The sequence below is a fragment of the Lysinibacillus sp. NPDC093210 genome (assembly GCF_044753985.1).
GTDB lineage: Bacteria > Bacillota > Bacilli > Bacillales_A > Planococcaceae > Lysinibacillus.
The window spans coordinates 124,820-150,323 of sequence record NZ_JBIVOE010000004.1; the positions used below are offsets into that span (position 1 = coordinate 124,820).

Annotated in this window: 22 protein-coding genes, 1 pseudogene, 1 riboswitch and 1 other annotated feature; of the genes and pseudogenes, 3 read left to right on the forward strand and 20 right to left on the reverse strand. The window is 36.7% G+C overall.

What is annotated here, in order from left to right; genetic code table 11:
* Positions 1 to 38: 38 nt before the first annotated feature.
* The 3 genes from ACIP9C_RS12040 to ACIP9C_RS12050 form a co-directional block, all read right to left on the reverse strand.
* Positions 39 to 1,061 carry an ABC transporter substrate-binding protein gene (locus tag ACIP9C_RS12040; RefSeq protein WP_401010882.1) on the reverse strand — a complete coding sequence of 341 codons (1,023 nt, stop codon included), beginning with the start codon at positions 1,059 to 1,061 and terminating at the stop codon, positions 39 to 41.
* 356 nt (positions 1,062 to 1,417) lie between these two features.
* Positions 1,418 to 1,936, reverse strand: coding sequence for a hypothetical protein (locus ACIP9C_RS12045; RefSeq protein WP_401010884.1), 519 nt, complete (start codon positions 1,934 to 1,936; stop codon positions 1,418 to 1,420).
* 47 nt (positions 1,937 to 1,983) lie between these two features.
* Positions 1,984 to 2,661: a hypothetical protein gene (locus tag ACIP9C_RS12050; RefSeq protein ID WP_401010886.1), complete on the reverse strand. Its 678-nt coding sequence runs from the start codon at positions 2,659 to 2,661 to the stop codon at positions 1,984 to 1,986.
* A gap of 284 nt (positions 2,662 to 2,945) precedes the next feature.
* A riboswitch (PreQ1 riboswitch) is annotated at positions 2,946 to 2,990 on the forward strand.
* 6 nt (positions 2,991 to 2,996) lie between these two features.
* On the opposite strand from ACIP9C_RS12050, the gene ACIP9C_RS12055 reads away from it, so the two are divergent.
* Both ACIP9C_RS12055 and trpB read left to right on the forward strand, forming a co-directional pair.
* Complete coding sequence (locus tag ACIP9C_RS12055; RefSeq protein WP_173478673.1) at positions 2,997 to 3,479, forward strand: QueT transporter family protein; 483 nt, start codon at positions 2,997 to 2,999, stop codon at positions 3,477 to 3,479.
* Positions 3,480 to 3,587: 108 nt separating this feature from the next.
* Positions 3,588 to 3,786: a binding site (T-box leader), on the forward strand.
* 59 nt (positions 3,787 to 3,845) lie between these two features.
* Positions 3,846 to 5,009, forward strand: a complete 1,164-nt coding sequence (gene trpB / locus ACIP9C_RS12060) for a tryptophan synthase subunit beta (protein ID WP_401010888.1) — start codon at positions 3,846 to 3,848, stop codon at positions 5,007 to 5,009.
* A 112-nt stretch (positions 5,010 to 5,121) separates the two neighbouring features.
* On the opposite strand, the pseudogene ACIP9C_RS12065 reads toward trpB, so the two are convergent.
* The 5 genes and pseudogenes from ACIP9C_RS12065 to ACIP9C_RS12085 all read right to left on the reverse strand — a co-directional run.
* Positions 5,122 to 5,262: pseudogene (locus ACIP9C_RS12065) on the reverse strand (IS5/IS1182 family transposase); the annotation flags it as partial.
* A gap of 312 nt (positions 5,263 to 5,574) precedes the next feature.
* The gene (locus ACIP9C_RS12070) at positions 5,575 to 7,200 is read right to left on the reverse strand and encodes a long-chain fatty acid--CoA ligase (protein ID WP_401010890.1); all 1,626 of its coding nucleotides are present in this window, start codon (positions 7,198 to 7,200) and stop codon (positions 5,575 to 5,577) included.
* A gap of 284 nt (positions 7,201 to 7,484) precedes the next feature.
* On the reverse strand, positions 7,485 to 8,438 hold the full coding sequence (locus ACIP9C_RS12075) for an L-threonine 3-dehydrogenase (protein ID WP_401010891.1): 954 nt from the start codon (positions 8,436 to 8,438) through the stop codon (positions 7,485 to 7,487).
* A gap of 328 nt (positions 8,439 to 8,766) precedes the next feature.
* Positions 8,767 to 9,888 carry a methyl-accepting chemotaxis protein gene (locus tag ACIP9C_RS12080; protein ID WP_401010893.1) on the reverse strand — a complete coding sequence of 374 codons (1,122 nt, stop codon included), beginning with the start codon at positions 9,886 to 9,888 and terminating at the stop codon, positions 8,767 to 8,769.
* Positions 9,889 to 9,975: 87 nt separating this feature from the next.
* Entirely contained in the window at positions 9,976 to 10,440 is a 465-nt protein-coding gene (locus tag ACIP9C_RS12085) for an MCP four helix bundle domain-containing protein (RefSeq protein WP_401010895.1), read from the reverse strand.
* Between the two features lie 175 nt (positions 10,441 to 10,615).
* On the opposite strand from ACIP9C_RS12085, the gene ACIP9C_RS12090 reads away from it, so the two are divergent.
* Positions 10,616 to 11,788, forward strand: a complete 1,173-nt coding sequence (locus ACIP9C_RS12090) for an FtsW/RodA/SpoVE family cell cycle protein (protein ID WP_401010896.1) — start codon at positions 10,616 to 10,618, stop codon at positions 11,786 to 11,788.
* Between the two features lie 58 nt (positions 11,789 to 11,846).
* On the opposite strand, the gene ACIP9C_RS12095 is transcribed toward ACIP9C_RS12090, so the two are convergent.
* The 12 genes from ACIP9C_RS12095 to ACIP9C_RS12150 form a co-directional block, all read right to left on the reverse strand.
* Positions 11,847 to 12,827, reverse strand: a complete 981-nt coding sequence (locus ACIP9C_RS12095) for an N-acetylglucosamine kinase (protein ID WP_401010898.1) — start codon at positions 12,825 to 12,827, stop codon at positions 11,847 to 11,849.
* Positions 12,828 to 12,839: 12 nt separating this feature from the next.
* On the reverse strand, positions 12,840 to 13,841 hold the full coding sequence (locus ACIP9C_RS12100; protein WP_401010899.1) for an asparaginase: 1,002 nt from the start codon (positions 13,839 to 13,841) through the stop codon (positions 12,840 to 12,842).
* Between the two features lie 18 nt (positions 13,842 to 13,859).
* Positions 13,860 to 15,008 (reverse strand): ROK family transcriptional regulator, encoded by a 1,149-nt coding sequence (locus ACIP9C_RS12105; RefSeq protein ID WP_401010901.1) that lies wholly within the window; start codon positions 15,006 to 15,008, stop codon positions 13,860 to 13,862.
* A 14-nt stretch (positions 15,009 to 15,022) separates the two neighbouring features.
* The gene (locus ACIP9C_RS12110; protein WP_401010903.1) at positions 15,023 to 15,904 is read right to left on the reverse strand and encodes a sugar phosphate isomerase/epimerase family protein; all 882 of its coding nucleotides are present in this window, start codon (positions 15,902 to 15,904) and stop codon (positions 15,023 to 15,025) included.
* Between the two features lies 1 nt (position 15,905).
* A complete protein-coding gene (locus tag ACIP9C_RS12115) occupies positions 15,906 to 16,964 on the reverse strand; it encodes a Gfo/Idh/MocA family protein (RefSeq protein WP_401010905.1) in 1,059 nt (352 codons plus the stop codon).
* A gap of 12 nt (positions 16,965 to 16,976) precedes the next feature.
* Complete coding sequence (locus tag ACIP9C_RS12120) at positions 16,977 to 17,855, reverse strand: sugar phosphate isomerase/epimerase family protein (RefSeq protein WP_401010907.1); 879 nt, start codon at positions 17,853 to 17,855, stop codon at positions 16,977 to 16,979.
* 18 nt (positions 17,856 to 17,873) lie between these two features.
* On the reverse strand, positions 17,874 to 18,839 hold the full coding sequence (locus ACIP9C_RS12125) for an ABC transporter ATP-binding protein (RefSeq protein WP_401010909.1): 966 nt from the start codon (positions 18,837 to 18,839) through the stop codon (positions 17,874 to 17,876).
* Positions 18,832 to 19,824 (reverse strand): ABC transporter ATP-binding protein, encoded by a 993-nt coding sequence (locus tag ACIP9C_RS12130; protein ID WP_401010911.1) that lies wholly within the window; start codon positions 19,822 to 19,824, stop codon positions 18,832 to 18,834. The genes ACIP9C_RS12125 and ACIP9C_RS12130 overlap by 8 nt, the downstream gene beginning before the upstream one ends.
* Positions 19,825 to 19,835: 11 nt before the next feature.
* Positions 19,836 to 20,732 (reverse strand): ABC transporter permease, encoded by an 897-nt coding sequence (locus ACIP9C_RS12135; protein WP_401010913.1) that lies wholly within the window; start codon positions 20,730 to 20,732, stop codon positions 19,836 to 19,838.
* A 13-nt stretch (positions 20,733 to 20,745) separates the two neighbouring features.
* Complete coding sequence (gene nikB / locus ACIP9C_RS12140) at positions 20,746 to 21,669, reverse strand: nickel ABC transporter permease (protein ID WP_401010915.1); 924 nt, start codon at positions 21,667 to 21,669, stop codon at positions 20,746 to 20,748.
* A gap of 65 nt (positions 21,670 to 21,734) precedes the next feature.
* Entirely contained in the window at positions 21,735 to 23,318 is a 1,584-nt protein-coding gene (locus ACIP9C_RS12145; RefSeq protein ID WP_401010917.1) for a glutathione ABC transporter substrate-binding protein, read from the reverse strand.
* A gap of 487 nt (positions 23,319 to 23,805) precedes the next feature.
* Positions 23,806 to 25,158, reverse strand: coding sequence for an aspartate aminotransferase family protein (locus tag ACIP9C_RS12150; protein ID WP_401010919.1), 1,353 nt, complete (start codon positions 25,156 to 25,158; stop codon positions 23,806 to 23,808).
* Positions 25,159 to 25,504: the final 346 nt, after the last annotated feature.

Genomic DNA, 25,504 nt, shown 5'->3' on the forward strand with positions numbered 1-25,504 from the left:
CTCCCCCGCTTCAGCTTAAAATTGACTTCACATATGCATTATTTCTCTAAAAGCTCTGCGCCCCAAGAATCTTTAATTTCAATTCCTAATTCGTCAGCTACTTTTTTATTCACTACTAATTTTAAATTTTGAGGATATTGAGCTGGCGTATCAGCAGCCGTAGCCTCACCTTTTAAAATTTTCACAGCCATTTGACCAGCCTCATAACCGATATCATAGTATTCAAAGCCGAATGCCGCTAAGCCACCACGTTCCACAGAATCAAGCTCTCCTACAATAAGTGGTAATTTATTTGCATTAGCAACATCAATGACAGACTCTAATGCAGAGACTACTGTATTATCTGTAATAATATAGAAAGCATCTACTTTACCAATTAATGATTCAGCAGCTTGTTTTACATCTGCTGAAGTTGCAGCTGAAGCCTCTTTTACTGCAAGACCTTGCTCAGCCATTACCTTTTTCACTTCTGTTACTTGTGCTACTGAATTTTGCTCACCAGCGTTGTAGACCATACCTACATTTTTAGCACCAAGTTCTTTTAAGAATGCTACTGTTTTAGAAATCGTTTCAGGATGTAAATCAATCGTACCTGTTACATTTTTCCCTGGTTTCTCCATTGATTCAATTAATTGCGCACCAACTGCATCTGTTACTGAAGTAAAGATAATTGGTGTTTCACTAGTTGCAGTCGCTGCTGCTTGTGCAGAAGGTGTAGAGTTAGCAAAAATCAAATCTACGCCATCGCTTACTAGGTTATTGGCAATTGTCGTATTCAGACTATTATCACCTTGTGCAATTTGTTGATTATATTCCACTTTTAAGCCAGAATCTTCAATCGCTTTTTTAAAGCCTTCAGTTGCAGCATTTAAAGAAGGATGCTCAACAATTTGTGTAATCCCGATTTTATATGTTTTTTGATCTACACTACCGCTTTCACTTGCATTATTTTTTTCGTCGCCCTTTGAATCAGATGAACTAGAACCTCCGCTACCACAAGCAGCAAGCAGTAATACTAATCCGAATAATAGGAACGAAAGCTTTGTCATATTGCGCTTCACAATTAATCCCCCCGACTAATATCTCTATTATCTATCACACTTCACTCTAGCAAAGTGTGAATGTATCGCTATATTATCGTTATTATTGATATTCGTCAACAACATTATGAATGTTCTGACTTTTATATTTGACAAAATATTTTACTTTTTCGTACAATTTTGCGCTTTAAACCGCTAAACTGCTGCATTTCTAGCGTTATAATTCTTTTGTAATATAATAAAAAATTGTATGTCAATTTTTCGAAAGTTAAAGGTTGCTTCCCTAATCCAAAAGTCTATACGTGCATAAAAAGACCAGGTTTATAAAACCTGGTCTTAAAAATAAATTGGAATACTTCTTCTGTTTAAAATACTACTTATAAGGAACTTACAGATTCAATAGTAGCAAAAATTTGCGAGTACACATCTTGAATATTTTGTTTCTTTCCCAACGTATATCTCCATGTATGTTCTTTAATTTTCTCATCTGTTCCTAAATCGAGAAAGCCTGTAGCGAAATTAGCAGGGTCAACTTCGATAATATCATCATACTGAACACCTTCATTGACAAATGGTACGTGTACTTTAGTGGATTGCATAAAAAATGTAGGAATTGTTAACGACCTATAAGCAGCTACATATTGGTCATCATCTGCTTCATGTAAAAATTCCTTCATAATCATAATGGCATCTAGCTCTTTAGATAGGGATTCTGTATTATATTTTAACTCCTCAAAGGTAATAACTTGAAAATCTATATTTTCTTCCCTTACTTCTGGAATCGCCCCAATTATCCCGATTTTTAAATCTCGTCCTTGATAAATGCCAAATTCTGTATTGTTGCACCCGGCGAGACAGATTAAAACCCCGATAACCAAAGATGCAATTTTCTTCAAACGACATCCCTCCAGTTACGGATAAGATTCATTTTACTTTATCCTATCTAATAACCTAACACATCCCGTTTTGTCCTTAAGATTGTTAACGATGCATAATAATTACTCGTTGCGGCAACTGAATAAGTAGCACTGAAAATTGTAGTGACTCCAGTAGTGCCTGTATGTGTAGTTGATGTAGAATCATAAAAATTCCCATTCACTGTATAATAAAAATGACCATTGTATAATTCAACTACTATTGTACCTTGAAAAGATATTGGGTTTGCTCGAAACTCTTGAAGAAGTGGTTTCGTATTTGTATCTATATATTGTGCACCACCACCACAGCACACATTCAGATATACAAGAAGAGTTGGTTTATAGAATCTGTTGGGAATTGTTATCGGTGTACTAGTAGCTAACCAGCTACATGAAGATTTTGGCGCAAGAGACCTTTTTTCTCTAGAATTAGATTGAACTAAATTATCTGACATAGCTACATAAGCCTCTTCTAAAGAAACGCCTTTAATTTTTGCATAATGTTCAGCAACTTGCTCATCTGTAAGTTCAACAATAAACTCTTCATCTGAATTCATAATTTCATCCAACTCTTCCTCACTCATATTTTTCCCATCTAATATATTAATTACATTTGAATTAGTTTCATCATTAGCCATTACATCCGAATCAACTAATAGAAAAAAAATCAAAAGAAATAGTGTGAATTTAAGTATCCTCATCATGCTTTGCACCCCTTTTCCCTTTTCCAAATTCAACTTTTATTACTTAAGTCATCTGAAATGGTTGCTATAGCAAATTTAAATATACTCGAGTTAATTTAATTTTATCGAATCCAATACCGACATTTCAACCGACATTTTTTCTGTCGGTAGCCCAGTCCCTTACACTTAAAAATTGGTAATTCTTATACTCCTCCAATAGATGCAATACTATGAATATTCAGGCTACACATATTTTACGCATTGCTATTTACAAACCCGCGTGAACACTGGTATGATTGCATTTGCTCTACGTGGTTCGTAACCATCCCACGAAAAAAAACTAAGGAGAAATGAATATGAAAGTAAAGTTTTTAGCAGCAAGTGGTATTATTGCCGCGCTCTACATTGCTGTTACATTGTTAGTCGCACCATTCGGGTTTACAGAGGTGCAATTCCGTGTTTCAGAAATTTTTAATCATTTAGTTGCCTTTAATCCTCGCTTTGCTGTTGGGATTATTATGGGTGTCTTTATTTCTAACCTATTTTCACCACTCGGTGCTTACGATTTAGTTTTCGGCGTTGGTCAGACAATGATTACGCTCGGCCTATTGATTCTTATTTGTAAATTCGTTAAAAATACGTGGGCACGATTAATCATTAACACATTTTTATTTACGTGCACGATGTTTATTATCGCTTTCGAACTGAACTTAGCACTTGAATTGCCATTCTTCTGGACATGGCTTACATGCGCAGCAGGTGAATTTGTTGTAATGGCTATTGGTGCGCCGATTATGTATATGCTCAATAAGCGCTTAAACTTCAAAAACTTGATTTAACAGACGGGTCTTTATAGATTCGTCTTTTTTTGTCCCTAAGTCCTAACATGCGAAACCCATTTTCTTTCTCTTGACACTATTTTGAAAATACTTTAAAATTTTTCAATAATAAATGCTAAGAAGAAGAATAGTAGCGAGAGCTTATACTTTTAGAGAGCTGATGGCTGGTGCAAATCAGTAGTATATACTTGTGAATGGACTTTGGAGCAGCCTCAGTAATAGGAGGCCGAACTAACTCCCCGTTACAGGAGTACAAAAGCGCGCAATTTTGCGAATAAAGGTGGCACCACGGTTACTCGTCCTTTTTATAGAGGGATTGAAGTGGCTTTTTTTTATGGAAAATTAGATTAGAGGAGTCGAGAGCAGATGAGTACAACAGTCGAGCAAAAAGGATATTTTGGTGAATTTGGAGGTAGCTTCGTTCCTGAAGAGCTTCAAAATGTTTTAAATATTTTAGATGAGAATTTCCAGAAATATAAGAATGATGCAGAATTTAATAATGAATTAGATTATTATTTCCGTGAATATATAGGCCGTAAATCGCCACTATATTTTGCTGAGAACTTAACAAAGCAACTAGGTGGCGCTAAAATTTATTTAAAGCGTGAAGATCTTAATCATACTGGTTCTCATAAAATTAATAATGTACTAGGTCAAATATTACTTGCAAAACGTATGGGTGCTAATCGTGTAATAGCAGAAACAGGTGCAGGTCAACACGGTGTTGCCACAGCAACTGCTTGTGCAATGTTTGGCATGGATTGTACAGTTTACATGGGTCTCGAAGATACAAAGCGTCAAGCATTAAATGTCTTCCGTATGGAGCTACTCGGTGCTAAAGTCGTTGCGGTTGATAAAGGACAAGGTCGTTTAAAAGATGCTGTGGATGAAGCATTCGCTGATTTAGTAGAAAACTATGAAACAACTTTCTATTTATTAGGCTCTGCGGTAGGACCACATCCTTTCCCTTCAATGGTGAAGCATTTCCAATCGGTTATTAGCCGAGAAAGTCGTGAACAAATTTTAGAAAAAGAAGGTAAGCTCCCAGCAGCAGTACTTGCTTGCGTAGGTGGAGGCAGCAATGCAATCGGTGCATTTGCAGAATATATCGCGGATGAGGGCGTTCGTTTAATCGGCATTGAGCCCGATAAAGCTGCGACATTAAACGAAGGTACACCAGGTGAATTACATGGTTTCAAATGCTTACTATTGCAAGATGCTCAAGGTAATCCACTACCAACGTATTCAATTGCAGCTGGTCTTGACTACCCTGGCGCAGGTCCTGAGCACAGTTATTTAAAAACAATTGGTCGCGGTGAATATGTAACAGTTACTAACGAAGAAGTACTTGAAGCATTCCAAGTGCTTTCTAAAGTTGAAGGTATCATTCCTGCACTAGAAAGCTCCCATGCTGTTGCACATGCATTAAAATTAGCTCCAACTTTATCATCTGAAGAGAGTATTATCATTAATATTTCAGGTCGTGGCGATAAGGACGTTGAACAAGTTTTCAATATGTTGAATAAATAATAGCTTCAAAAACGGTTGATTTTCGTTACGTGGGTGCGTTCCACTCCAATCAACGGCTACAATTATAAGGCTGAAAAAGACAAAGGCATCGAGAAATGTATTCTCGATGCCTTAGGTTTTCGACTAATGGGTAAATAAACGAAAAATTAATCGCCGCCTCTAGTTTTCGAACTAAATGGACTTGTGGCACCAACTGGTCAATTGTCAGCATTTCTAATTGTTCACGTTCATTAATTTGATTCTTCGTCATCATTTTTCATCACCTCAAAAAGATTGTTCATTTAAAGTAGACTGCTAGCAATACATATAAAGTTGATTGGAGCGGAGGGCGGGCGACTCCTGCGGGAACCCACAGTAAGTAAGACGCAACAGACCGCGCGTTAGCGAGGGTTGCGGCTTACGATGTGCCCGCGGAAAGCGCCCGCCCGTAGTGGAAATCAACGGTAGTAGATCACTTCTATTATGAATTTTAAATAAAAAAAGGACTATAGACAAACTCGAAAATCTTCGAGTTTGTCTATAGTCTAAGGCATTGATATATATATTCTCGATGCCTTTTATCATGTTACACAAGCGTACTTAATTTCGGATAAATTTCCGCCACATTGTCACGTAACTTAGCTTTTAAGAATTTGCCGACAGACGTTTTTGGTATTTCATCTAGAAATACAATATCGTCCGGCACCCACCATTTCGCAAATTGACTTTCTAAAAATGCTAACAATTCTTCTTCCGTTGCTGACATGCCTTCCTTTAAAACTACGCAAGCAAGCGGACGTTCTTGCCATTTGGCATGTGGAATTGCAATTACCGCTGCTTCAAAAATGGCATCATGTGTCATTAATGCATTTTCTAAATCTACGGATGAAATCCATTCCCCGCCAGATTTAATTAAATCTTTTGTGCGATCGGTAATTTTAATAAAGCCATCCGCCGTTCGTACCGCAATATCTCCCGTAAATAACCAACCATCCCGATAAGCGTCTTTCGTACGCTCGTCACGATAGTATTCATGTGAAATCCACGGACCACGTAGACGTAATTCCCCCATCGTCTCACCATCCCACGGTACTTCACCATGATCATTGACAATACTAGACTCAATACCAGCCATCGTCATACCTTGCATAGCACGTGCTTCAATACGTTTTTCAATCGGCCATTCATCCATCCATGACATATAATTCGATAATGCAACGATCGGTGTCGTCTCTGTCATCCCATAGACAACGATATATGGAATACCGTACTTTTCTTCAAAAGTACGAATTAAACGTGTTGGTGATGCCGAACCACCACAACAAATTGCACGTAGCGAACTAATATCTCGCTCACGTTTCTCTTGTTCCTGTAATGCGCCAATCCAAATTGTCGGTACACCTGCCGTTAATGTCACCTTTTCTTGCTCCACTAAATCTAAAATTAAATCAGAAGTAAATTGAGGACCAGGCAATACTTGACTTGCTCCCACATTGACACTCGCAAATGGTAAACCCCATGCATTCGCATGGAACATCGGCACAATCGGCATTACCACATCACGCTCAGCGATACCCATGGAATCCGACATGCTAAGCATCATACTGTGTAGCACTAAGCCACGATGTGAATAAACAACTCCTTTTGGATTTCCTGTCGTTGCACTTGTATAACACATACCAGCTGGTGCTTCTTCTTCTAAATCATCCGGAAATTCGAAGTTTTCATCCGCAGATGCTAATAATTCCTCATAAGACAAAGCATTTGGTAATGTTGTCATCGGTAGAGTAGCTTCATCTGTCATAATAATATAGTGTTTTACTGTCTTTAACTCAGATGCAATATTTTCAATGATAGGGACAAGATCTTCATCTATCATTAAAATCTCATCTTCCGCATGGTTAATAATATAAATTAAATGTTCTTCCGATAATCGAATATTGACCATATGCAATATAGCACCAGCACATGGCACCGCAAAATACGCCTCTAAGTGGCGATGCTGATTCCAAGCGAAGGAACCAATTTTCTTCCCCTTTTCCATCCCCAGCTTTGTAAGCGCATCAGCTAATCGACGCGTTCTTTTTGCCCATTCTCCATATGTTAAACGGTGAATTTTATGTGGGCTTGTACGTGACACGATTGTCTTCCTAGCAAAATAACTTTCTGCTCGCTTAAAAAAGTTTGTTAATACTAACGGTGCTTGCATCATAAAACATTCATCCCTTCTTCTTGTGAATTCCCCCAAACTATGTAGAATACCAATATCAACTTTGACAGAATAATATTAATATTCTGAATATGATTATATTAAAAAATTAATTACTATGCTAGATATTCCAAAAATTTTCTTTTTCATACTCACTTTTTTCTTTCCTATCCACCTTTTTCACGACTTCTATTCATATCTTTTCTCGACAAAAAAACAGGCGAAGAAAACAAAATTGTTTTCCTCACCTGCTTTATAGTACAAACTTCTGATTTAATATATGTTTTTTATGAAATAGCCTTTTTTTGCAGCTTAATTTTTAATTTCTCTAACATATCGACCGTCATTTTAGCTAAATCATATTCTGCTTTGAAGCCCCATTCATTTTTCGCTGCATCTGTATTTATAGAGTTTGGCCAACTGTCAGCAATCGCCTGACGCACTGGATCTACCTTATAATCCATACGGAATTGCGGCAAATGCTTTTTAATTTCAGCCGCTATTTGAGATGGTTCAAAACTCATCGCAGTAATATTAAATGCATTGCGGTGAATTAACTTGCTACTGTCAGCTTCCATTAAATCTACAATAGCTTGTAATGCATCTGGCATATACATCATATCCATGTAAGTGCCTTCTTGAATATACGATGTATACTTCCCTTGTTGAATTGCTTCATAAAATATTTCAACCGCATAGTCTGTCGTACCGCCTCCAGGAGGAGTTACATAAGAAATTAAACCTGGGAAACGTACCCCACGTGTATCTACGCCAAAACGATTGAAATAATAGTCACATAATAATTCACCGGCTACTTTGTTAACACCATACATAGTTGTTGGGCGCTGTAACGTATCTTGTGGTGTATCATCCTTAGGTGTAGATGGCCCAAATGCACCGATTGAACTTGGTGTGAAAAATTGTAAATTTAACTCACGGGAAACTTCTAACGCATTCATCAGACCACCCATGTTTAAATTCCAGGCAAGTAACGGATTTCTTTCAGCTGTTGCAGATAATAATGCTGCCAAATGCATCATCGTATCTGCCCCAAAATCCTTAGCTAAATCATGCATCCTTTGTCCATCTGTCACGTCCAGTACTTCGAATGGACCCTTTGTATGTTCAAGCTTTCGTATATCCGTCGCTAATACATTGTCCTCTCCATAAATACTACGAAGTTTTTCTACTAGCTCAGAGCCTATTTGACCAAGAGCACCTGTAACTATAATCTTTTCCATTTCTCCAAACCTCCACATATGAACAATTGTACTCCTGAGAAGCACAATATTTTATACTAAAACATTGATTTAATAACACTTTTGATGAATTTTATTATAAAGTGTTCATATTAAAAATACAACAACAATATGTGCAATTTTCTAAAAAAGAACATAAAACGCCTTGTTATCAGTATATGATTTTGTATTAAAAGTGTTCTGATACATTAGCCAAAAATACATTTGTACTTTCGGTAAATACAAATATCTATTTTTTTACATAAATAAAAGAACCTCTTTGCACTTTTAATGTCAAGAGGTTCTTCATTTCTTAATTTTTATTTTTTCATTAAATTGAAAAGCGTTTCACAGCAATTTGCAATACCTTCGAAACTTTTCGTAATTCTTTTATATAATTATGAAATTGTTGCTGTGCATTTAATTGATCTGCAGTTAACTTAGCCACATGTTTGGTCGAGGCAGCATTCGTATCTGAAAGAGATGTTAACATTCCTGCATCTTCGTTAACCTTTTTCGTATGCTCAGCTATTTCTTGAACTGTCGACGATACCTCAACTATATAAGGCTGGATATTATTCACCTTTTCTAATATTTGATCGAAGCTTGTTGCTGTTTCTGCAGTTACATTTACACCCTTTTCGGTAGCAATTAATACACCTTCCATCATCTTAACAGCATAGTGAGAATCTGTATGGATGTTTTGTACAATAGACGTAATCGTATTAGTTGAATGAACTGTTTGCTCCGCTAGCTTGCGTACCTCGTTCGCAACGACTGCGAACCCTTGCCCATGCGTGCCAGCTCTGGCAGCTTCTATGGACGCATTCAAAGCAAGTAAATTTGTTTGTGCTGTTATTTTTTCGATTACTTCAACCATTTGGTCAATTGTAGCGGCACGTTCAACTAAATTAAAAATAGCCGTATTTGATTTTTCTACCGCTTGTTTAATAGCTTGAATTTGTTTTAAGTTTGCTTGCACAATTTCTGTACCACTCTCGGCTTCGTGCGCAGTGTCATGTGCAAATCTCTCTACAAGCTGCACCTTTTCTAATATAATCTGTACACCATTTAGTACTTCTTCTAATGAAGCTGAATTAGACGCTAATTTTGTAGTTGAAGCAGTAGTTAACTCCGCAATATTTTGCACATCTTTTGCAATTTTAAGCGTAGTTGTAGAAGATTGCTCAGAGGATTGTTGCAAATTTTCTGTCATACCTTCTACTTCTTGCGCACTGTTTGTAACCGTATGTAGTAATTGCTTTACTTCTGTTGCCATCTGATTATAGGACAGTACAACTTCCCCTAGCTCATCATGTGCCACGTAGCTCGCATTAGCAGTAAAATCGCCTTGCTCGGCCCGTTTTAATAGTGATTTTAATTGCCGAGTTGGTACATTGACAGCTTTCGTTGCAATTAAACCAATGAAAATAACTAATAGCACAACAAACATACAGACGCTACCTAATAACCAATAACCGAATTGTACATTCTTTTGGTAAGCCTGCTGCTGTTCCTCTGCTCTTTGAACTAAGTAGCTCTATGTTTCTTCTAAAATTGAATGACTTTGTTGGCTTACAGGGAAATAGGACAACTCATAAAATCGTTGACGTTCTTCTGAATTTAACTGCTGATAGTTTTCAACTAAATCTACCTGCTGCGCAAATATCGTATTATACTTCTTTACCTGATGATTCATCTTTTTATCAATCGTTAATTTTTCTAAATGACCTAAAGGCTGTTCAATATTAGTTAGAATAGCTGTCATCTCTTGGTAGTCACCACTGGAATCCACTAAGAAATCCAATTGTCTTTGTGCTTCTTCTAGTTCATTTAGCCATCCAATCGGTACAAGCCCCTCGGTAAAACTCTCACTTGCATGCCAGGACATTTTCCGTAAATAATCTACACTAAATATACCTAATAGGATATTTGATAGCACACAAACAATCATGAGTACAAGCAGCTTATCTTTTACCTTAATATAACGAAAAAAATGCATCATCTTCGGCTCCTTCTCCAACTCTTACCATTAATCATAGTATGGAGATATAAAGCTAGTGTTATGTTTTTGTAAAATTTTCTAGAAATCTGAAGAAATTATCATATGCTCACACGGAACCTTCTTTAATTCCATTCGTTCCCTATTACTAGTTGGTTTTTCCAAAAAACAAAAGGAGGTGAAACTGTTGCAGCTAAAAAAATTAGATAATAGTTTAGCAATTAGTCTATTATTGCTAGGTATTATTAGTTGTCTTTTCGTACATTCTAGCAGTATAGCATTTGAACAGTATGCAAGCTTGTTTATTGTAAAGCAATTTATTTATTATAGCCTTGGATTTTTAATTATGTATGGCGTTGCAACACTTGATATTGAACAACTAAAAAAAATAGGCTGGCCCTTTTATTGGTTTATCGTAGCCCTCACATTTGGCTTATTTATTGCTCCAGAAAGCATCGCTCGAACGATAAATGAGGCGAAATCTTGGTATCAAGTTCCACTTTTAGGATCATTTCAGCCATCAGAGTTTTTGAAGTTTGCATTTTTAATTGTTGTAAGTAAAGTCATTGTTGCCCATCAAGCAAAATATGTACGCCCTTCCTTCCTATCAGATATGCGCCTACTATTTACGATTGGCATTATTACTCTTCCACCGACACTTGCTGTCTATAAGCAACCTGATACAGGCATGGTTATGTTATACATGGCGATGATCATACCGATGATTTACTTCTCAGGCATTCAAACTAAATTACTCGTAATCTTTACAGCCATCCCTGTTTCAATTGTGACTGTTATTGCTACTCTTTATATAAAGTTTAATGATTTTTTTACAGAAAAGTTATTAAGTAAATTATCAGGGCATCAGGTTTCTCGTATTTATGGATGGCTACAACCTTATGAATATACTGATTCATCTTTTCAGACTAGACAAGGCTTTATGGCCATAGGTTCAGGTGAGTTTATTGGGAAAGGCTATTTACAAAATAATGTCTATGTCCCAGAAAAGCATACGGATTTCATTTTTTCTGCTATCGCTGAAGAAGTAGGTTTTATTGGAGGGGCTTTTGTTATTGCACTATTATTTTTTGTTATTTACCGTATTGTTCTAATTACAGTACAAGCCAAGGATCCATTTATGACACTTATGGGTGCAGGCATCTCCAGTTTATTAGCGTTCCAAATTACGCAAAACATCGGTATGACGATTGGACTTTTACCTGTAACAGGAGTAACGTTACCGTTTCTAAGCTATGGAGGGAGTTCACTACTTTCAAATTTCATGTTGATGGGTATCGTTATGATTATCCATAACTCTTATAAGGGGTATATGTTTAAAGTAGGGGACTAATAAAATGCAAGTAGAGAATAAGTACATACCATTCTCTACTTGCTAAGTTAAAGGGGGATTAATTAGTTAAAAACTCTGTCATACTTGCATTATATTGATCGATAAATAATTTAGCTTCATTACTAGATAATTTTAATGCAGCTAAAGCGGCACCACCTACCGGTAAGCTATAGGCACCCATGAAGTCATACTGATTACTATGCTTTTTATCTATAGCGACTAATTTTTCAATAAATAGCCTCAACTCATTAAAAACTCCTCCAGCTAGCACTACTTTGACACGCTTATCTGCAAACGAATTTTTCTTGTAACAAGCGTCTATACTTTGATAAAAGACATGGCATACCTGATCAATAATTGTTTTGGCTTCTCCATCACCACGTTTAGCGCATTCGATTGCTACCTTACTTAAAGGGGATATTGTATCACGTGGATGTCCTTCACCATACACTACTTCAATTATCTGCGGAACGGATTGTAATTGAAAATATTCTAATACTGCTGCTGTTAGGAGCGTTTCAGGACCTCTTTTATCAAATGCTTTAAATACAGCTTTTAATGTGCGAATGCCAATATCATAGCCACTGCCCTCATCATCAAAAATATAACCCCATCCTGCTGTACGCTCAATTCTTCCAGACGAATCTATACTGAGTGTAATCGCCCCTGTACCAGAAATCTGTACAATGCCAGGCTGACCCAATGTTCCCGCATATAGCGCGTTCAACCCATCATTCGATAGTGATAGTTGACAGTCTTGAGGTAAAAGCGAGGTTAATAACTCATGGGTAATGTTCTCATTATTATTTTCTGTTACACCAGATAGTCCCGCATGACACTTTGTAATATGTTGAAATTCGTAAAGTCTCTGTCTTTTTAAATCATTTATTAGTTCTGTTATCGTCTCTGTAAATTGCTCCATACTCATGGATGTTGGGTTACTTTTACCCGTTTCAGCTAGCGCCATAATTTGACCACGGAATGTTGAGATTGTTGCAATTGTTTTTGTTCCACCACCGTCAATTGCCAAAACATACAAGTGCCTTCACCTCTATACAATTTTAATTGTAGAAACAATTTCTCCTACCTCAACCCCTGCGTCATTTCGCACAAATGAAGGAGATAATGCCTTAATACGCTCAATTGTTTCTTGATTTGTATACTGAATTTGTTCCAATACAGAAGCAATTACATTTGGCCATGGACTTTCTGAGCCATTCATAATTTTCAAGGCAAAACTTACCCCTTCTTTCCTTAAAGCAAAACAGTATACGCCTTGTGCCCCGCCCTTCGCCACTATATTAGGGTCCATTAATAATGCCGTACATATAAAGTTTTGAGATGCAATGATAGGATTATGTTGATTCATTACGCCAGTAAGCTTTATTACCGCTTCACGAATCTGTTGATTTTCAATTAATTCTGGTCGTGCTAGCTTTAAATAGGCTAATGCCATATTTTTTAGCGGAATCGCAAAGACCGGCGCACCACAGCCATCAATTCCTGTACGAATTTTCTCCACTTCATATTCACTTAAATAAGCAATGTAATTTTTTATCATCTGCTGCAGAGGATGATCTGGATGGCAATATTGCTTAACATCATAGCCATTTGCTAGACAGGCAGTTAAAAATCCTAAATGCTTACCCGCACAATTATGAAATAGTTTCCTCTTTTCAAACCCTTGTTGAATATACTGTGTTTTAGGTTCCTCATTTAATGGATAGGATGCTGCACAAATTAAGTCATTTTCATCAATGGGTATCTTCCCTAGTAAAGAGACTAATGCCTCTTGATGATAAATTTCACCTCTTTGTGAAGCCAGAAATAATGCACTTTCTTTTGAAGTAATCCCGTACTTTTCTATAAAATCGGTCATAAAAATGGGAATGGCTTGAAATGGTTTTGCTGCAGAACGAAAATACACAGGCTCATAATCTTGACCTACAGAGACGAATTCTTCCTTCGTTAGATTCACAGCACTCATTTGTCCATAATGCACATTTTCCATTAATCCTGAACGATACTCTTTTAAAAATTCTGAGTAAGCCATGAATTAACCAACCTTTCTTTAAACAGACAGCAACTGCTTTTGTGCTTGTAATGCCGCTCCTTTTACAACCCCTTCTTTTAATTGATTTGAAAACTGCAAATCAAAGGGTTGTAATTCTTTCCATATATACTGTCTACACTTTTCACTAAGTAGTTTTTGAAATGTTACATTGTGCTCAATAATTTCTCCACTGACTATGACAGCCTCCGGTTCATATAAACAAACTAGATTATTGATGGCAATAGCTAAAAATGTAGCTACATCTTGTTGAATATCGATTGCCCATTGCTCACCCAGATCAACACAATGCAAAACCTCTTCTATTGATTGAATATTAAGATTTTTAGGCGTTCTTTTTAACAACGCAACTTCAGAAGCATACATGGATAAGCATCCTCTTTTCCCACAATGACACATTTCACCAAAGGGATTAATCGTTATATGGCTTATTTCTCCCGCTTTATTTTGAATACCACGATAGACTTCTCCATTTAATAATATAGATGCACCTATGCCCGTTCCAATTCCGACTAAAATACAATTTGAATACAGTGGTGTATAAATATCACCAATTTCAGCATTGATTTGCATTTTTAATTCATTATCTATGATGACTTCACAACCAAAAACACAATTTAAATCTTCTTTTATGTGGCAGTTTTCCCACTTCAATTGCTCAGAGGAAACGATTATTCCTTCCTCGTTATTGATTACTCCTGGAATTCCTATCCCAATGCCTAGTAATTTATCTTGAACAATCTGATATTCCGTCATGATATTATCGATAGACTGTTTCAGTAGATGTAAAGCTTCCTCATATTGATGCCTGATGCTACATTTGACTTCTTGAAAGGCAATAAGCTTCCCTAAGAAATCTAATATACCTATCCGAATAGTAAAGCAATCAATTTCTATCCCAATAGTATATAAAGCATCTTCACGCATATGAATTAACGTAGGACGTCTACCAATGGCTGTTTCTTCCGATACCCCTTCTTGAATAAAGCCTTCCGCTTCTAGTTCCTGCACAATACGAGTAATGGTCGTAGGGCTCATTTTTGTATATTTTGATAATTGAATTCTTGAAATTGGCGCCATCTGTCTTATTGCGTCAAGCACAATATATTTATTTTGCTTTCGCATCTGAACTTGATCTTGCTTTTTCAAAATTGATTCAACCCCTATTTAAACTTTTCTATAAAATGTAAAGCTTCTTTGATGTCTTTTTCAGGATTTGACCTCACTTCTCGTTCAATAGTTAAATAGCCATTGTATCCGATTTCATGCAAAGCTAAAAAATAATGCTCGAAATTGACATCTCCTTGTCCTAATGGAAGTTCTCTGAAAAACTCTCCATTTTCCACCATTTCTTCTATTTTATCATGAGATGTTCCAGAATCGTATCCTAAGTACCCATACACATCTTTAGGGTTCGTTGGCTGCAGTTGAATACCATCTTTTACATGTGTATGTACGATATAATTCTTTAAAAGTTTAACGCCAGCTACAGGGTCATCATTCGTTACCATCACCATATTGGCAGGATCAAAATTGACCGATACACCATTTGTCGATAGTTTATCTAAAAATCCCTTTAATGTTTTACTCGTTTCTGGACCCGTTTCAATCGCAAAGTAAGCATCTAATGATGTAGCATATTGACCTAATTCTTCACAGGCTTCCAGCATTGTTTGATAAATCGGATCATTTTCATCTTCAGGAATAATACCAATATGGGTTGTAACAATGGATGTTCCCAAATCCTTGGCTAATTGCATAATTTCTTTCGATTTTTTTATTTTCCAGGCATTTTCTGTTTTATCTTGAAAGCCATGTCCTCCTAAATCTCCACATAATGCGGAGATTTCTAGACCTAACTCTAAAATGTACTGCTTCAATTCTGCTCTTTGTGTAGCATTTAAATTATCCGGGTCCAACTCACCCGAAACTGCATACATTTGTACCCCTTGTGCACCAACTTCTTTCGCCTTTAATAAACCTTCACGTACAGGCAAACGAAAGCTATCTACTATTACGCCAATTTTATTGTCCAATTTCACCATCTTAATATACAACTTCCTTTCCTTCAGTTGCAGATATATAAATGCCCTCTAAGATTTTCATTATTTCTACCCCATCCTCCACTGGTGCAACTGAATCATATTGATGAAGGCAGCAATCAACAAATGAATTGATCTCATTTTGAAAGGCTTTCGCAAAATCAAATGTTAAATCGTTAATTTGAGGATGAATATTTAAAATTGTATTATGCTCTTCACTTACAATTTTCAACTCAGGCTCTAGCTCTGCTCCACCGTTCGTGCCGTATAGCTTAATACTGATTTCATCTTTGATTGCATGTAGTGTATAAGAAACGTCTACCATTAGCGACGCCCCATTCTCAAATGTAATAAGGGCATTTGCTAAGTCTTCTACTGTATTTTTAGTAGCATCATAGTCTGCTGCCTTGTAAAAAGATAAATTTTCAATATGATTTCTATTTCCTAATTGATTGTAGGTATGTCCTGTTATGCGTTTTACCTTTGGTCTACCCATTAAATACCAGCATATATCAATCACATGTACACCTAAATCAATTAAAGGGCCGCCACCAGACTTCTCGATTTCTGCAAACCAGCCCCCTGGATTACCTAATCTTCTCAGACATGAAGCTTTCGCATAATAAATATCGCCTAGTTTGTTATCGTCGATGAAGCTTTTCAGTACTTTGGTATTTGTTGCAAACCGTCTAACATAGCCCACTTGAAATACTTTCTGATGCTTTTGGGCAATCTTTTGAATGTTTAAAGCCTCCGCATAGGTCATGGATAAAGGCTTTTCGATCAGCACATGTAAGTCATTTTCTAATGCAAGAATTGCCAATTCGGCATGTGTATTATTCCATGTACAAATACTTACAGCATCTAGATTTTTGTCTGCGAATAACGCTTCCTTCGAAGAGAAAACATGAGTTGCTCCATATTGAGCTGCTTTTGCCTTACCTCGTTCAATGGAGGCATCATACACGCCATATAACTCAACCGCTGGATTTTTCATATAGGAGCCTAAATGATAATCGGAAATGGAACCTGTGCCGATTACACAAACTTTTAATTTATTCATATCCTTCCCCCTTTAGAGCTTGCACTCGTCCCATAAGCGACGTACATTGTCCATCCCTATTTTTGAACCAACTTGACAATCTTCCATGCCTTCAAATTCCACTGTAAGATAGCCATCATATCCACTACCTTTTACGAGTTTAATAATTTCTCGAATATTTATATCGCCATGTCCGACAATAGCTCCTCTGATGTAATTGTTATGAACTGTACGGTACCATTCGCCCTCTCCTGGATTTTCATAATAAGGTCGAATATAAAAATCTTTGAAATGCACTGTAGCAGCATAAGGGATGTTTTTCATCACACCAATTAGAGGTTCTTCATCAATACATAAAAAATTTCCGACATCTAAAGTTGTTTTAAAGTTATCTCTGTTAACTGCATGAATTAATTGTTGTACACGATCACTTGTTTGAACATTAAAGCCGTGATTTTCAATCGTTGTCGTAATATCAAATTGTTTTGCGTAATCTGCAATCAACTGACAACCTCTAACCATTTCTTCAAAATGTTCATTGTAATAATGAATGGTTGTCAACTCCTTTGGTAAAGAAAAGAGCGTAACGTCATGGCGCATAATGTTAATGCCCATATGATGTACTACATCAACATGTTTCTTTAAACGCTCAACTTCTTCTAGAAAAGCTTCCTCTGTATCCTGAATAAAGTTTGCTGGTAATGAATAGGCAGATAACGCTAGTCCTAGCTCCGCTGCTTTTTCTTTAATTTGGGTTGCAAGTTCATAGTTATCTACAACAGTAAATTCATAGGGTACTAATTCTACATGCTGTCCTCCGTTGTCTGCTACCCATTGCAATACATCCAGAACATTCATTTCCCCCTGCCTCATTTTTTTGACCATACTGTATGTGCTTAACCCGATTTTCATTTATGAACATCCTCTCTATTAGTTAACAAAGTGACATGCAACACTTTGCTCTTCATTAATTTTTTTCATTTCTGGAATAGCTTGCTTACATATATCTGATGCAAATGGACACCTTGTGTGGAAGGTACAACCACTTGGCGGGTTTTTAGGATTCGGAATATCACCAGTTAAAACAATTTTCTTTTTTCGTAATGTTGGATCTGCTATCGGCACAGAAGCAATAAGCGCTTTTGTATAAGGATGCTTAGGATCATTAAATATAGTTTCTTTTCGCCCGATTTCTACAATGGACCCTAAATACATAACCCCTATATAATGGCTAATATGTTCGACAACACTTAAATCGTGAGAAATAAATAGATACGATATTTTATATTCTTGCTGTAATTGCTTTAATAGATTTAAAATTTGCGATTGTATAGATACATCCAGAGCAGACACAGGCTCATCAGCAATAATTAATTTCGGTTTCGTTATTAAAGCACGTGCAATACCTAAACGTTGTCTTTGTCCACCGCTGAACTCATGAGCATAGCGATCGGCATGGTCAGCGTTTAATCCAACAATTTCTAGCATTTCAAGAACGAGTTTTTCACGCTCAGCTTTTGAAAATTTTGTATGAATTTCTAAAGGCTCCCCAACAAGCTCCTTAACTTTCATTCTTGGATTCAATGAGGCATATGGATCTTGAAATATCATTTGAACAGTTTGCCTTAAATGCTTTAATTCAGATGGTTTTGCAGTCGCTACTTCTTTCCCATTCACCACGATACTTCCGTTTGTTGGTTCTATCAGTCTAGTGATTAACCTACCTGTTGTAGATTTTCCACAACCACTTTCCCCAACTAAACTAAATGTCGTCCCTTCTTCTATTTCAAAGGAAACATCTATGACCGCGTTGACAAATTGCTTTTTTTGAAATAATCCACCCGCTATTTGAAAGCTTTTCTGTAAATTCTCCACTTTTAAAATACTGTTAGGCATTTACTTTCACATCCTTTGTCGCATATAACCAGCAGCTACATTGCCGTGTAGCTGAAATTTCCACTGTCGGTGGACTCTCCTGATGGCATATAGACATCGCTTCATTACATCGTGGAGCAAATTTACAACCATTTGGCATATTTTGCGGGGATGGCACTTGACCATTGATAGAATCTAATATTTCTTTGTTATCACCAATTTTCGGTACAGATGCAATTAATCCTTTTGTATAAGGATGCTTTGGGCTAGCAAATAACTCAAAAACATCTGCTTCCTCTACAACCTGCCCTGCATACATTACAACTACCTTATCGCACATTTCAGCAACAACACCTAAATCATGTGTGATTAATAGAATAGCTGTCTCATTTTCTTCCTTTAGATTTTTCATTAGCTCTAAAATTTGCGCTTGTATCGTGACATCCAGCGCAGTGGTTGGTTCGTCAGCAATAAGTAATTTAGGATGGCAAGCCATAGCCATAGCAATCATTACTCGCTGGCGCATTCCTCCCGATAGCTGATGTGGATACTCATAAATGATTTCCTCAGCTCTTCCTATACCCACACTTTTTAACATTTGGATTGCGTGATGCTTGCTTTCGTTCTTCGGCAGCTTCAAATGCATCTCAATTGCTTCCATTAACTGCTTGCCAATTTTTAAGACAGGGTTTAAAGAAGTCATAGGCTCTTGAAAAATCATCGCCATTTGCTTGCCACGAATCTTCCGAATTTCTGATTCGGACATTTCCGTCAAGTCATGACCATTAAAATGAATAGAGCCATTCACGATTTTGCCTGTAGTACCGTGGAATAATTGCATGATGGATAACGATGTTAAGCTTTTCCCGCTCCCCGATTCTCCCACTAAGCCTAATATTTCTCCTTTACGGATGGAAAAATTGACACCCCTTAAAATCTTGATTTCCTTTTTATCACGCGTAAAGGACGTTTCTAGGTCAGTTACTCGCAATACATGTTCTGACATAGGCATTCTCCTTAATTATTTTTTATTTTTGGATCTAATACATCTCGTAATCCATCACCTATTAAGTTAAATGCTAGTACGGTTAAAAATATAGCAATGCCCGGCATGATGACTACGTGCGAAGATGTTCCTAAATAGTCACGCCCGCTACTTAGCATTACCCCCCACTCAGGCATTTCAGGGCTGGCCCCTAAGCCTAAAAAACTTAAACCAGAAGCTGCTAAAATGGCTGTTCCTATTCGCATTGTGACAAAAATGATTAATTCATTCATCGTTTCAGGGAAAATATGTTTCCACAGCACTCTAACATGCGAAGCTCCCATTGATTGAGCTGCCTCTACGTATACATTCTCTTTCGCATTCAATGTAGCGCCTCTTACTAAACGGGCAAAAGATGGTACACTAAAAATCATCACAGCAATAATGACATTATTAATACCAGGACCTAATAAGGCTACAATGGCAATGGCTAACAATAAATCAGGGAATGAAAATAATACATCACAGCTACGCATGATGATTTTGTCAATCCACCCACCAAAGTAACCGCTAATTAAACCTAAAATAGTTCCTAGTATTAAGCCTAAAAATACGGCACTAAAACTCACCATCAATGATATTTTGGCTCCTACTATTAAACGACTAAAAATATCTCGACCATACTCATCCGTTCCTGCCAAGTGACTTGCACTTGGTCCCTCTAATAAAGCATCATAATTTGGTTCGAAAGGATCGTACGGCGCGATATAAGGACCAATAATAGCGACTACAATTAATAATCCTATAAAGATACTTGCTACCAATGCAGCCTTTTGTTTTTTAAAAGACTTCCAAAATTCTTTAAGAGGAGAGTATTTTCTTTGTGTATTTTGCACTTGGCTATTTTGCACAGTAGTTGGTGAAGTCATTTTGTTCCCTCCCTTAAGAATCTAATTGAATTTTTGGATTTAACACTGTATAAAGCACATCTACGACTAAATTCACTAAAATAAATTCTAATGCAAATAACAGCAGTGCTGACTGAATAACGGGATAATCTCGAAAAGCGATAGAATCGATTAGAAGTCGCCCCATTCCTGGAAAACTAAAAACTGTCTCCACTACCACCGATCCACCTAATAGAAATCCAAATTGCAAGCCTGCTACCGTAACCACAGAAATTAAGGAGTTTCTTAAAGCATGTGTCACAATAACGGAGCGTTCTTTCAATCCTTTCGCTCTCCCTGTTCTTATATAATCTGCTTGTAACGTTTCAAGCATGGAAGATCGAGTAAATCTAGCGATCATTGACATAATGCCAGCTCCTAAGGTCAAGGAAGGTAAAATATAACTAGAAAAGCCATCTAATCCACCTGTCGGAAGTAACCCTAGTTGCACTGAAAATAATTGAATCAATAACAGGCCCAGCCAAAATCCTGGAATCGAAATGCCAGAAACAGCCGTTACCATTCCAAAATAATCAGGCCATTTATTTTTATTGATGGCAGAAAAAACACCAATCGCCAAACCCATTAATGTAGCCCAAAACATGGAAAGAAAAGTAAGTTGCAGAGAAGGCATAAACCTTGTTTTAAACATATCAATGACAGGTAGTCCTGTTGTTAAAGATGTTCCAAGCTCACCCGTCACAAGATTTTTCATATAATCCACATATTGTTTAAGAATGGGTTTATCTAGCCCCATCTCATGTCGTACATTTTCAACATCTTCTAGCGTGGCATCCTTACCAGCTACTAATCGTGCAGGGTCACCTGGTATGAAATGAATAAATAAAAATGTTAAAATGGAAATGACAATTAAAATCGGTATCATTTCAACAGTTCTTCTTGCTATATATTTCCACACGGCACCTTCCTCCTTTCTATTTTGTAGAAAAGGAATTGACTAACATCAATTCCTTTTACTGTGCATTACTCCACTTTGGCATTCTTTACATCAAGTCCACCTGTAGGGTTTACTAATACACCACTGACATTTGAGCGAACACCATATACAACCTCATCCACCCCTAAGAAAATCCAAGGCGTATCTTGATATACGATTTCCTGTAATTTTTCATATAGTTCAGCTTGGCGATCTACATCTGAAATGGAGTTAGCTTCATCCATTAATTGATCTGCCTCCGTGTTATTATAGTAAGCTGTATTTGCACCATTTGGTGGGAATGATACGCTATGGAAAAGTGGCTTTGTCGCATTCGTTATATCCGAAGCGTAGGCTGACCAACTCACATACCACATTTGTAATTTCGCATCATCTGGTGTCTGTGCACCATAGATTTCATCTGATAAAGTGCCTTCTTCCATTGATTTAATTTCTACTTTTACACCGATTTGACCTAACTGTTGTTGAATAAACTGCATACCTTTCATCGTATCTGAGTTTGTGTTCCCCCAGATTTCAATATCGAAGCCATCAGGATACCCAGCCTCAGCCAATAATTCTTTTGCCTTTTCAATATTGTGTTCATATAATTTTTGTTGCTTATAATAAACTGTTTTTGAAGGAATAATCGAGTCTAATGGTAAACCTAACCCCGCATTAACCACTTTTATATAAGCATCTTTGTCCACAGCATAGTTAAAGGCTTGTCGAACTTTAATATCATTCAAAGGTTTTTTATAGGTATTTAATGAAACGTAGTGTGCAATTGTAGAAGGAACTTTATTAACTTCTACATCTTTACTTTTAGAAAGTTCATCAATATTTTGAGATGGCACTGGATAGATAACCTGTGCATCACCAGCTTTTAGCATCGCTACTCGTGATCCGTTTTCTGGTACTGGTTTATAGGTGATTTTAGAAACACGTTCTCCGCCACCCCAATAGCCATCAAAATTTTCAATTGTTAAATGGTCTCCTTGTACCCATTCAACAAATTTATAAGGACCTGTACCGACAGGTTTTTTAGGTATATCTGCTAAATTGTTTTTAATCATTTTTGGACTAATCATTTTGGCAACCCCGAAGCGAGTAATCATTGGGCCGTATGGTTCTTTTAAAGTAACTTTAATCTCATAGTCACCTAGAATTTCAACATTGCTAATTAAGCTAAAACCACGAGAATATAAGCGCAAGCTTTCATCATTCATGATTCGTTCAATGTTGGCCTTTACAGCCTCAGCATTAAACTGTTCCCCGTCATGGAAAGTAACTCCTTCTCGAAGTTTGAACGTATATACAAGAGCGTCTTCACTTATTGAATAATCATCTGCTAAAACCTTAATAATTTGTCCATCTGCATCGAAGCCTAACAATCCTTCTAGCATCGTCTCCTGTACAGAATTCGAATTAGTATCCCCTGTGTTATGCGGATCCATTGAAATAAAATTTTCATTTACAGCGATGACAAGTTCATTTTTTGAACTAGCTGTGCCTGATTCTGTAGTAGACTTATCCCCCGTATTTGATGCGTTAGAATTGTCTTTCTCTGCGCATGCTGTTAAAAGGAACGTACATAGAATTACAAAAACTAAATTTTTAACATAATTCATCTCATCTTCCCCCTTTGTAAAAATATATAAAAATATTTCTTATAACTTAAAATAAGAAATATAATTACTAAAAACATTTATTTTCTCCACTGCTGAAAATAAATAGACAAAAAATAAAACTATAATTTCTTATGATTAGCCAATTCAATTCAGGAAAGGCGCTGCTTCCTCAACTATCACAATTGCTTTTAATCAGAAAGTATAGTTCAAATTACAAGGTGTATTTATTCCACTGCTGAAAATAAGTAATTAAAAAAATATTCCCTTTCAGGATATTAATTTAATTATCAGAAAATTTATTATTTTTTTACAACTATAAACTATGAAATCTAATATTTCCAGTGTTTTTTTAATAAAATTCAGAATTTTATAATTATTATTATTGAACTATAATAATTAACCCAAAGATCATTTATGCTACAAAGTGCCACAATAAAAGTTCTAAAAGCCTTAATTACACGGCTTTTAGAACTTTCGTGAATAGTTACTATAGCGTATTTATACTTTCCACAACCACATTTAGGATGCGGTCAAGATCTTCTTGTACAATATTAAGTGGTGGTGATAACGTTAAGACGTTATTATAACCTGCTACGGTAGCTCCATTTTTCCCAATGATGACACCTTGCCCTTTACATGCTGCAATGACAGCATTCACTTTTTCCACAGGTAAAGGTTCTTTCGAAACTTTATCTACAACTAATTCAATCCCAATCAGTAAGCCTTTTCCTCGAACATCTCCAACATTCGGATGAGAGTTTAAAGCACTTTGAAGTGTTTTTAGCGTATTAGCTCCTACTTCCTTAGATCGCTCAAATAACGCTTCTCGCTCAAGAATTTCAATATTTTTCAACGCGACAGCACAGGCTACAGGAGATCCGCCAAATGTATTGACATGGCGGAAATAACCGTATGCATCTGTTCCTGTAAAGGCTTCATAAATTTCTCGTTTCACTGCCGTTGCTGACAGGGGTAAATAAGCACTTGTAATACCTTTAGCCATCGTAATAATATCAGGCTTCACACCATAGTTCATAAAACCAAACGGCTTCCCTGTACGTCCAAACCCGCATATTACTTCATCGACAATCATTAAAGCCCCATGTTTTTTACAGACTGCCTCAATGCCCTTCATATAATTTTCTGGAGGCATGATAACGCCACCACCTGTAATAATTGGTTCTAAGATCATCGCTGCAATCGTATCGCCGAGTTCCCATGTCATCATTTTATCGACGGCTTTTACACTCGCTAAGTCAGTTGGTGCTATCGAGTCATTTTCTGGTTCACGATATTGATCTGGCGGCGCTACATGAATAAAACCTGGTGATAGCGGTTCATATTTATATTTTCGTTCTGCTTGCCCAGTCGCAGCTAAAGCCCCAAACGAGTTTCCATGATATGCCCGATAGCGTGAGACAATCTTATAGCGCGTACTTTCCCCTTTTTGTTGATGATATTGTCGCGCTATTTTAAATGCCGTTTCATTTGCTTCAGAGCCACTATTAGAAAAGAAAACGACATAATCGCCGCCAAGCATTTGGTTAATCTTTTCTGCTAATTCAACAGCGGGTAAATGGCCTTGTGATAGAGGCGCATAGGCATTTTTCATCATTTGCTCATGTGCAACATCTGCTAATTCTTTACGCCCGTAGCCTACATTTACACACCATAACCCTGCCATTGCGTCAATATATTCATTACCTTCTGTATCAACGATTCTTGCACCATCCGATTTTTCTACAACATACGTGGCTTGCGGATTATAGGGCTTCATTGAATGCCAGACATACTGTTCATCTTTTTTTAACACATCACTCTTAAGATTTGTTTGAACCATTTACATGCACCCCTTTAATTATATTAAGTTCTATTATTGATGCAGTTTGAACTGTTCCACCTAATGTAATTTGGTATCGCTATTCCTTGGAAAGGCAAATGAACCTGTTCCTGTAGTTATCAAAACCCATTTCCAAGCATGGTTATTGTTTATGTCACCCCTATTTGATTGAATTGTTTCTTACAAAAATTTTACATCTTCTAACAAAGCAATGTAATAGACATTCTGTATAATTCTATGATTTTGTTTTAAACATAATGTAAAATAGAATAAATAGTTTTTAAAGAGTATATGACGTAAATTAATAGCTAAATTATCAATTTTTACTTATAAGTCCATAATTCCC

What these genes read in the sequence shown, in the direction of transcription:
- ACIP9C_RS12050 (WP_401010886.1), bottom strand. Translation starts at nt 2,661, where the DNA reads ATGATGAGGATACTTAAATTCACACTATTTCTTTTGATTTTTTTTCTA.
- ACIP9C_RS12055 (WP_173478673.1), top strand. Translation starts at nt 2,997, where the DNA reads ATGAAAGTAAAGTTTTTAGCAGCAAGTGGTATTATTGCCGCGCTCTAC.
- trpB (WP_401010888.1), top strand. Translation starts at nt 3,846, where the DNA reads ATGAGTACAACAGTCGAGCAAAAAGGATATTTTGGTGAATTTGGAGGT.
- ACIP9C_RS12070 (WP_401010890.1), bottom strand. Translation starts at nt 7,200, where the DNA reads ATGATGCAAGCACCGTTAGTATTAACAAACTTTTTTAAGCGAGCAGAA.
- ACIP9C_RS12075 (WP_401010891.1), bottom strand. Translation starts at nt 8,438, where the DNA reads ATGGAAAAGATTATAGTTACAGGTGCTCTTGGTCAAATAGGCTCTGAG.
- ACIP9C_RS12080 (WP_401010893.1), bottom strand. Translation starts at nt 9,888, where the DNA reads ATGTTTGTTGTGCTATTAGTTATTTTCATTGGTTTAATTGCAACGAAA.
- ACIP9C_RS12085 (WP_401010895.1), bottom strand. Translation starts at nt 10,440, where the DNA reads ATGATGCATTTTTTTCGTTATATTAAGGTAAAAGATAAGCTGCTTGTA.
- ACIP9C_RS12100 (WP_401010899.1), bottom strand. Translation starts at nt 13,841, where the DNA reads ATGGCTTACTCAGAATTTTTAAAAGAGTATCGTTCAGGATTAATGGAA.
- ACIP9C_RS12110 (WP_401010903.1), bottom strand. Translation starts at nt 15,904, where the DNA reads ATGGTGAAATTGGACAATAAAATTGGCGTAATAGTAGATAGCTTTCGT.
- ACIP9C_RS12115 (WP_401010905.1), bottom strand. Translation starts at nt 16,964, where the DNA reads ATGAATAAATTAAAAGTTTGTGTAATCGGCACAGGTTCCATTTCCGAT.
- ACIP9C_RS12120 (WP_401010907.1), bottom strand. Translation starts at nt 17,855, where the DNA reads ATGAAAATCGGGTTAAGCACATACAGTATGGTCAAAAAAATGAGGCAG.
- ACIP9C_RS12125 (WP_401010909.1), bottom strand. Translation starts at nt 18,839, where the DNA reads ATGCCTAACAGTATTTTAAAAGTGGAGAATTTACAGAAAAGCTTTCAA.
- ACIP9C_RS12130 (WP_401010911.1), bottom strand. Translation starts at nt 19,824, where the DNA reads ATGTCAGAACATGTATTGCGAGTAACTGACCTAGAAACGTCCTTTACG.
- ACIP9C_RS12135 (WP_401010913.1), bottom strand. Translation starts at nt 20,732, where the DNA reads ATGACTTCACCAACTACTGTGCAAAATAGCCAAGTGCAAAATACACAA.
- ACIP9C_RS12145 (WP_401010917.1), bottom strand. Translation starts at nt 23,318, where the DNA reads ATGAATTATGTTAAAAATTTAGTTTTTGTAATTCTATGTACGTTCCTT.
- ACIP9C_RS12150 (WP_401010919.1), bottom strand. Translation starts at nt 25,158, where the DNA reads ATGGTTCAAACAAATCTTAAGAGTGATGTGTTAAAAAAAGATGAACAG.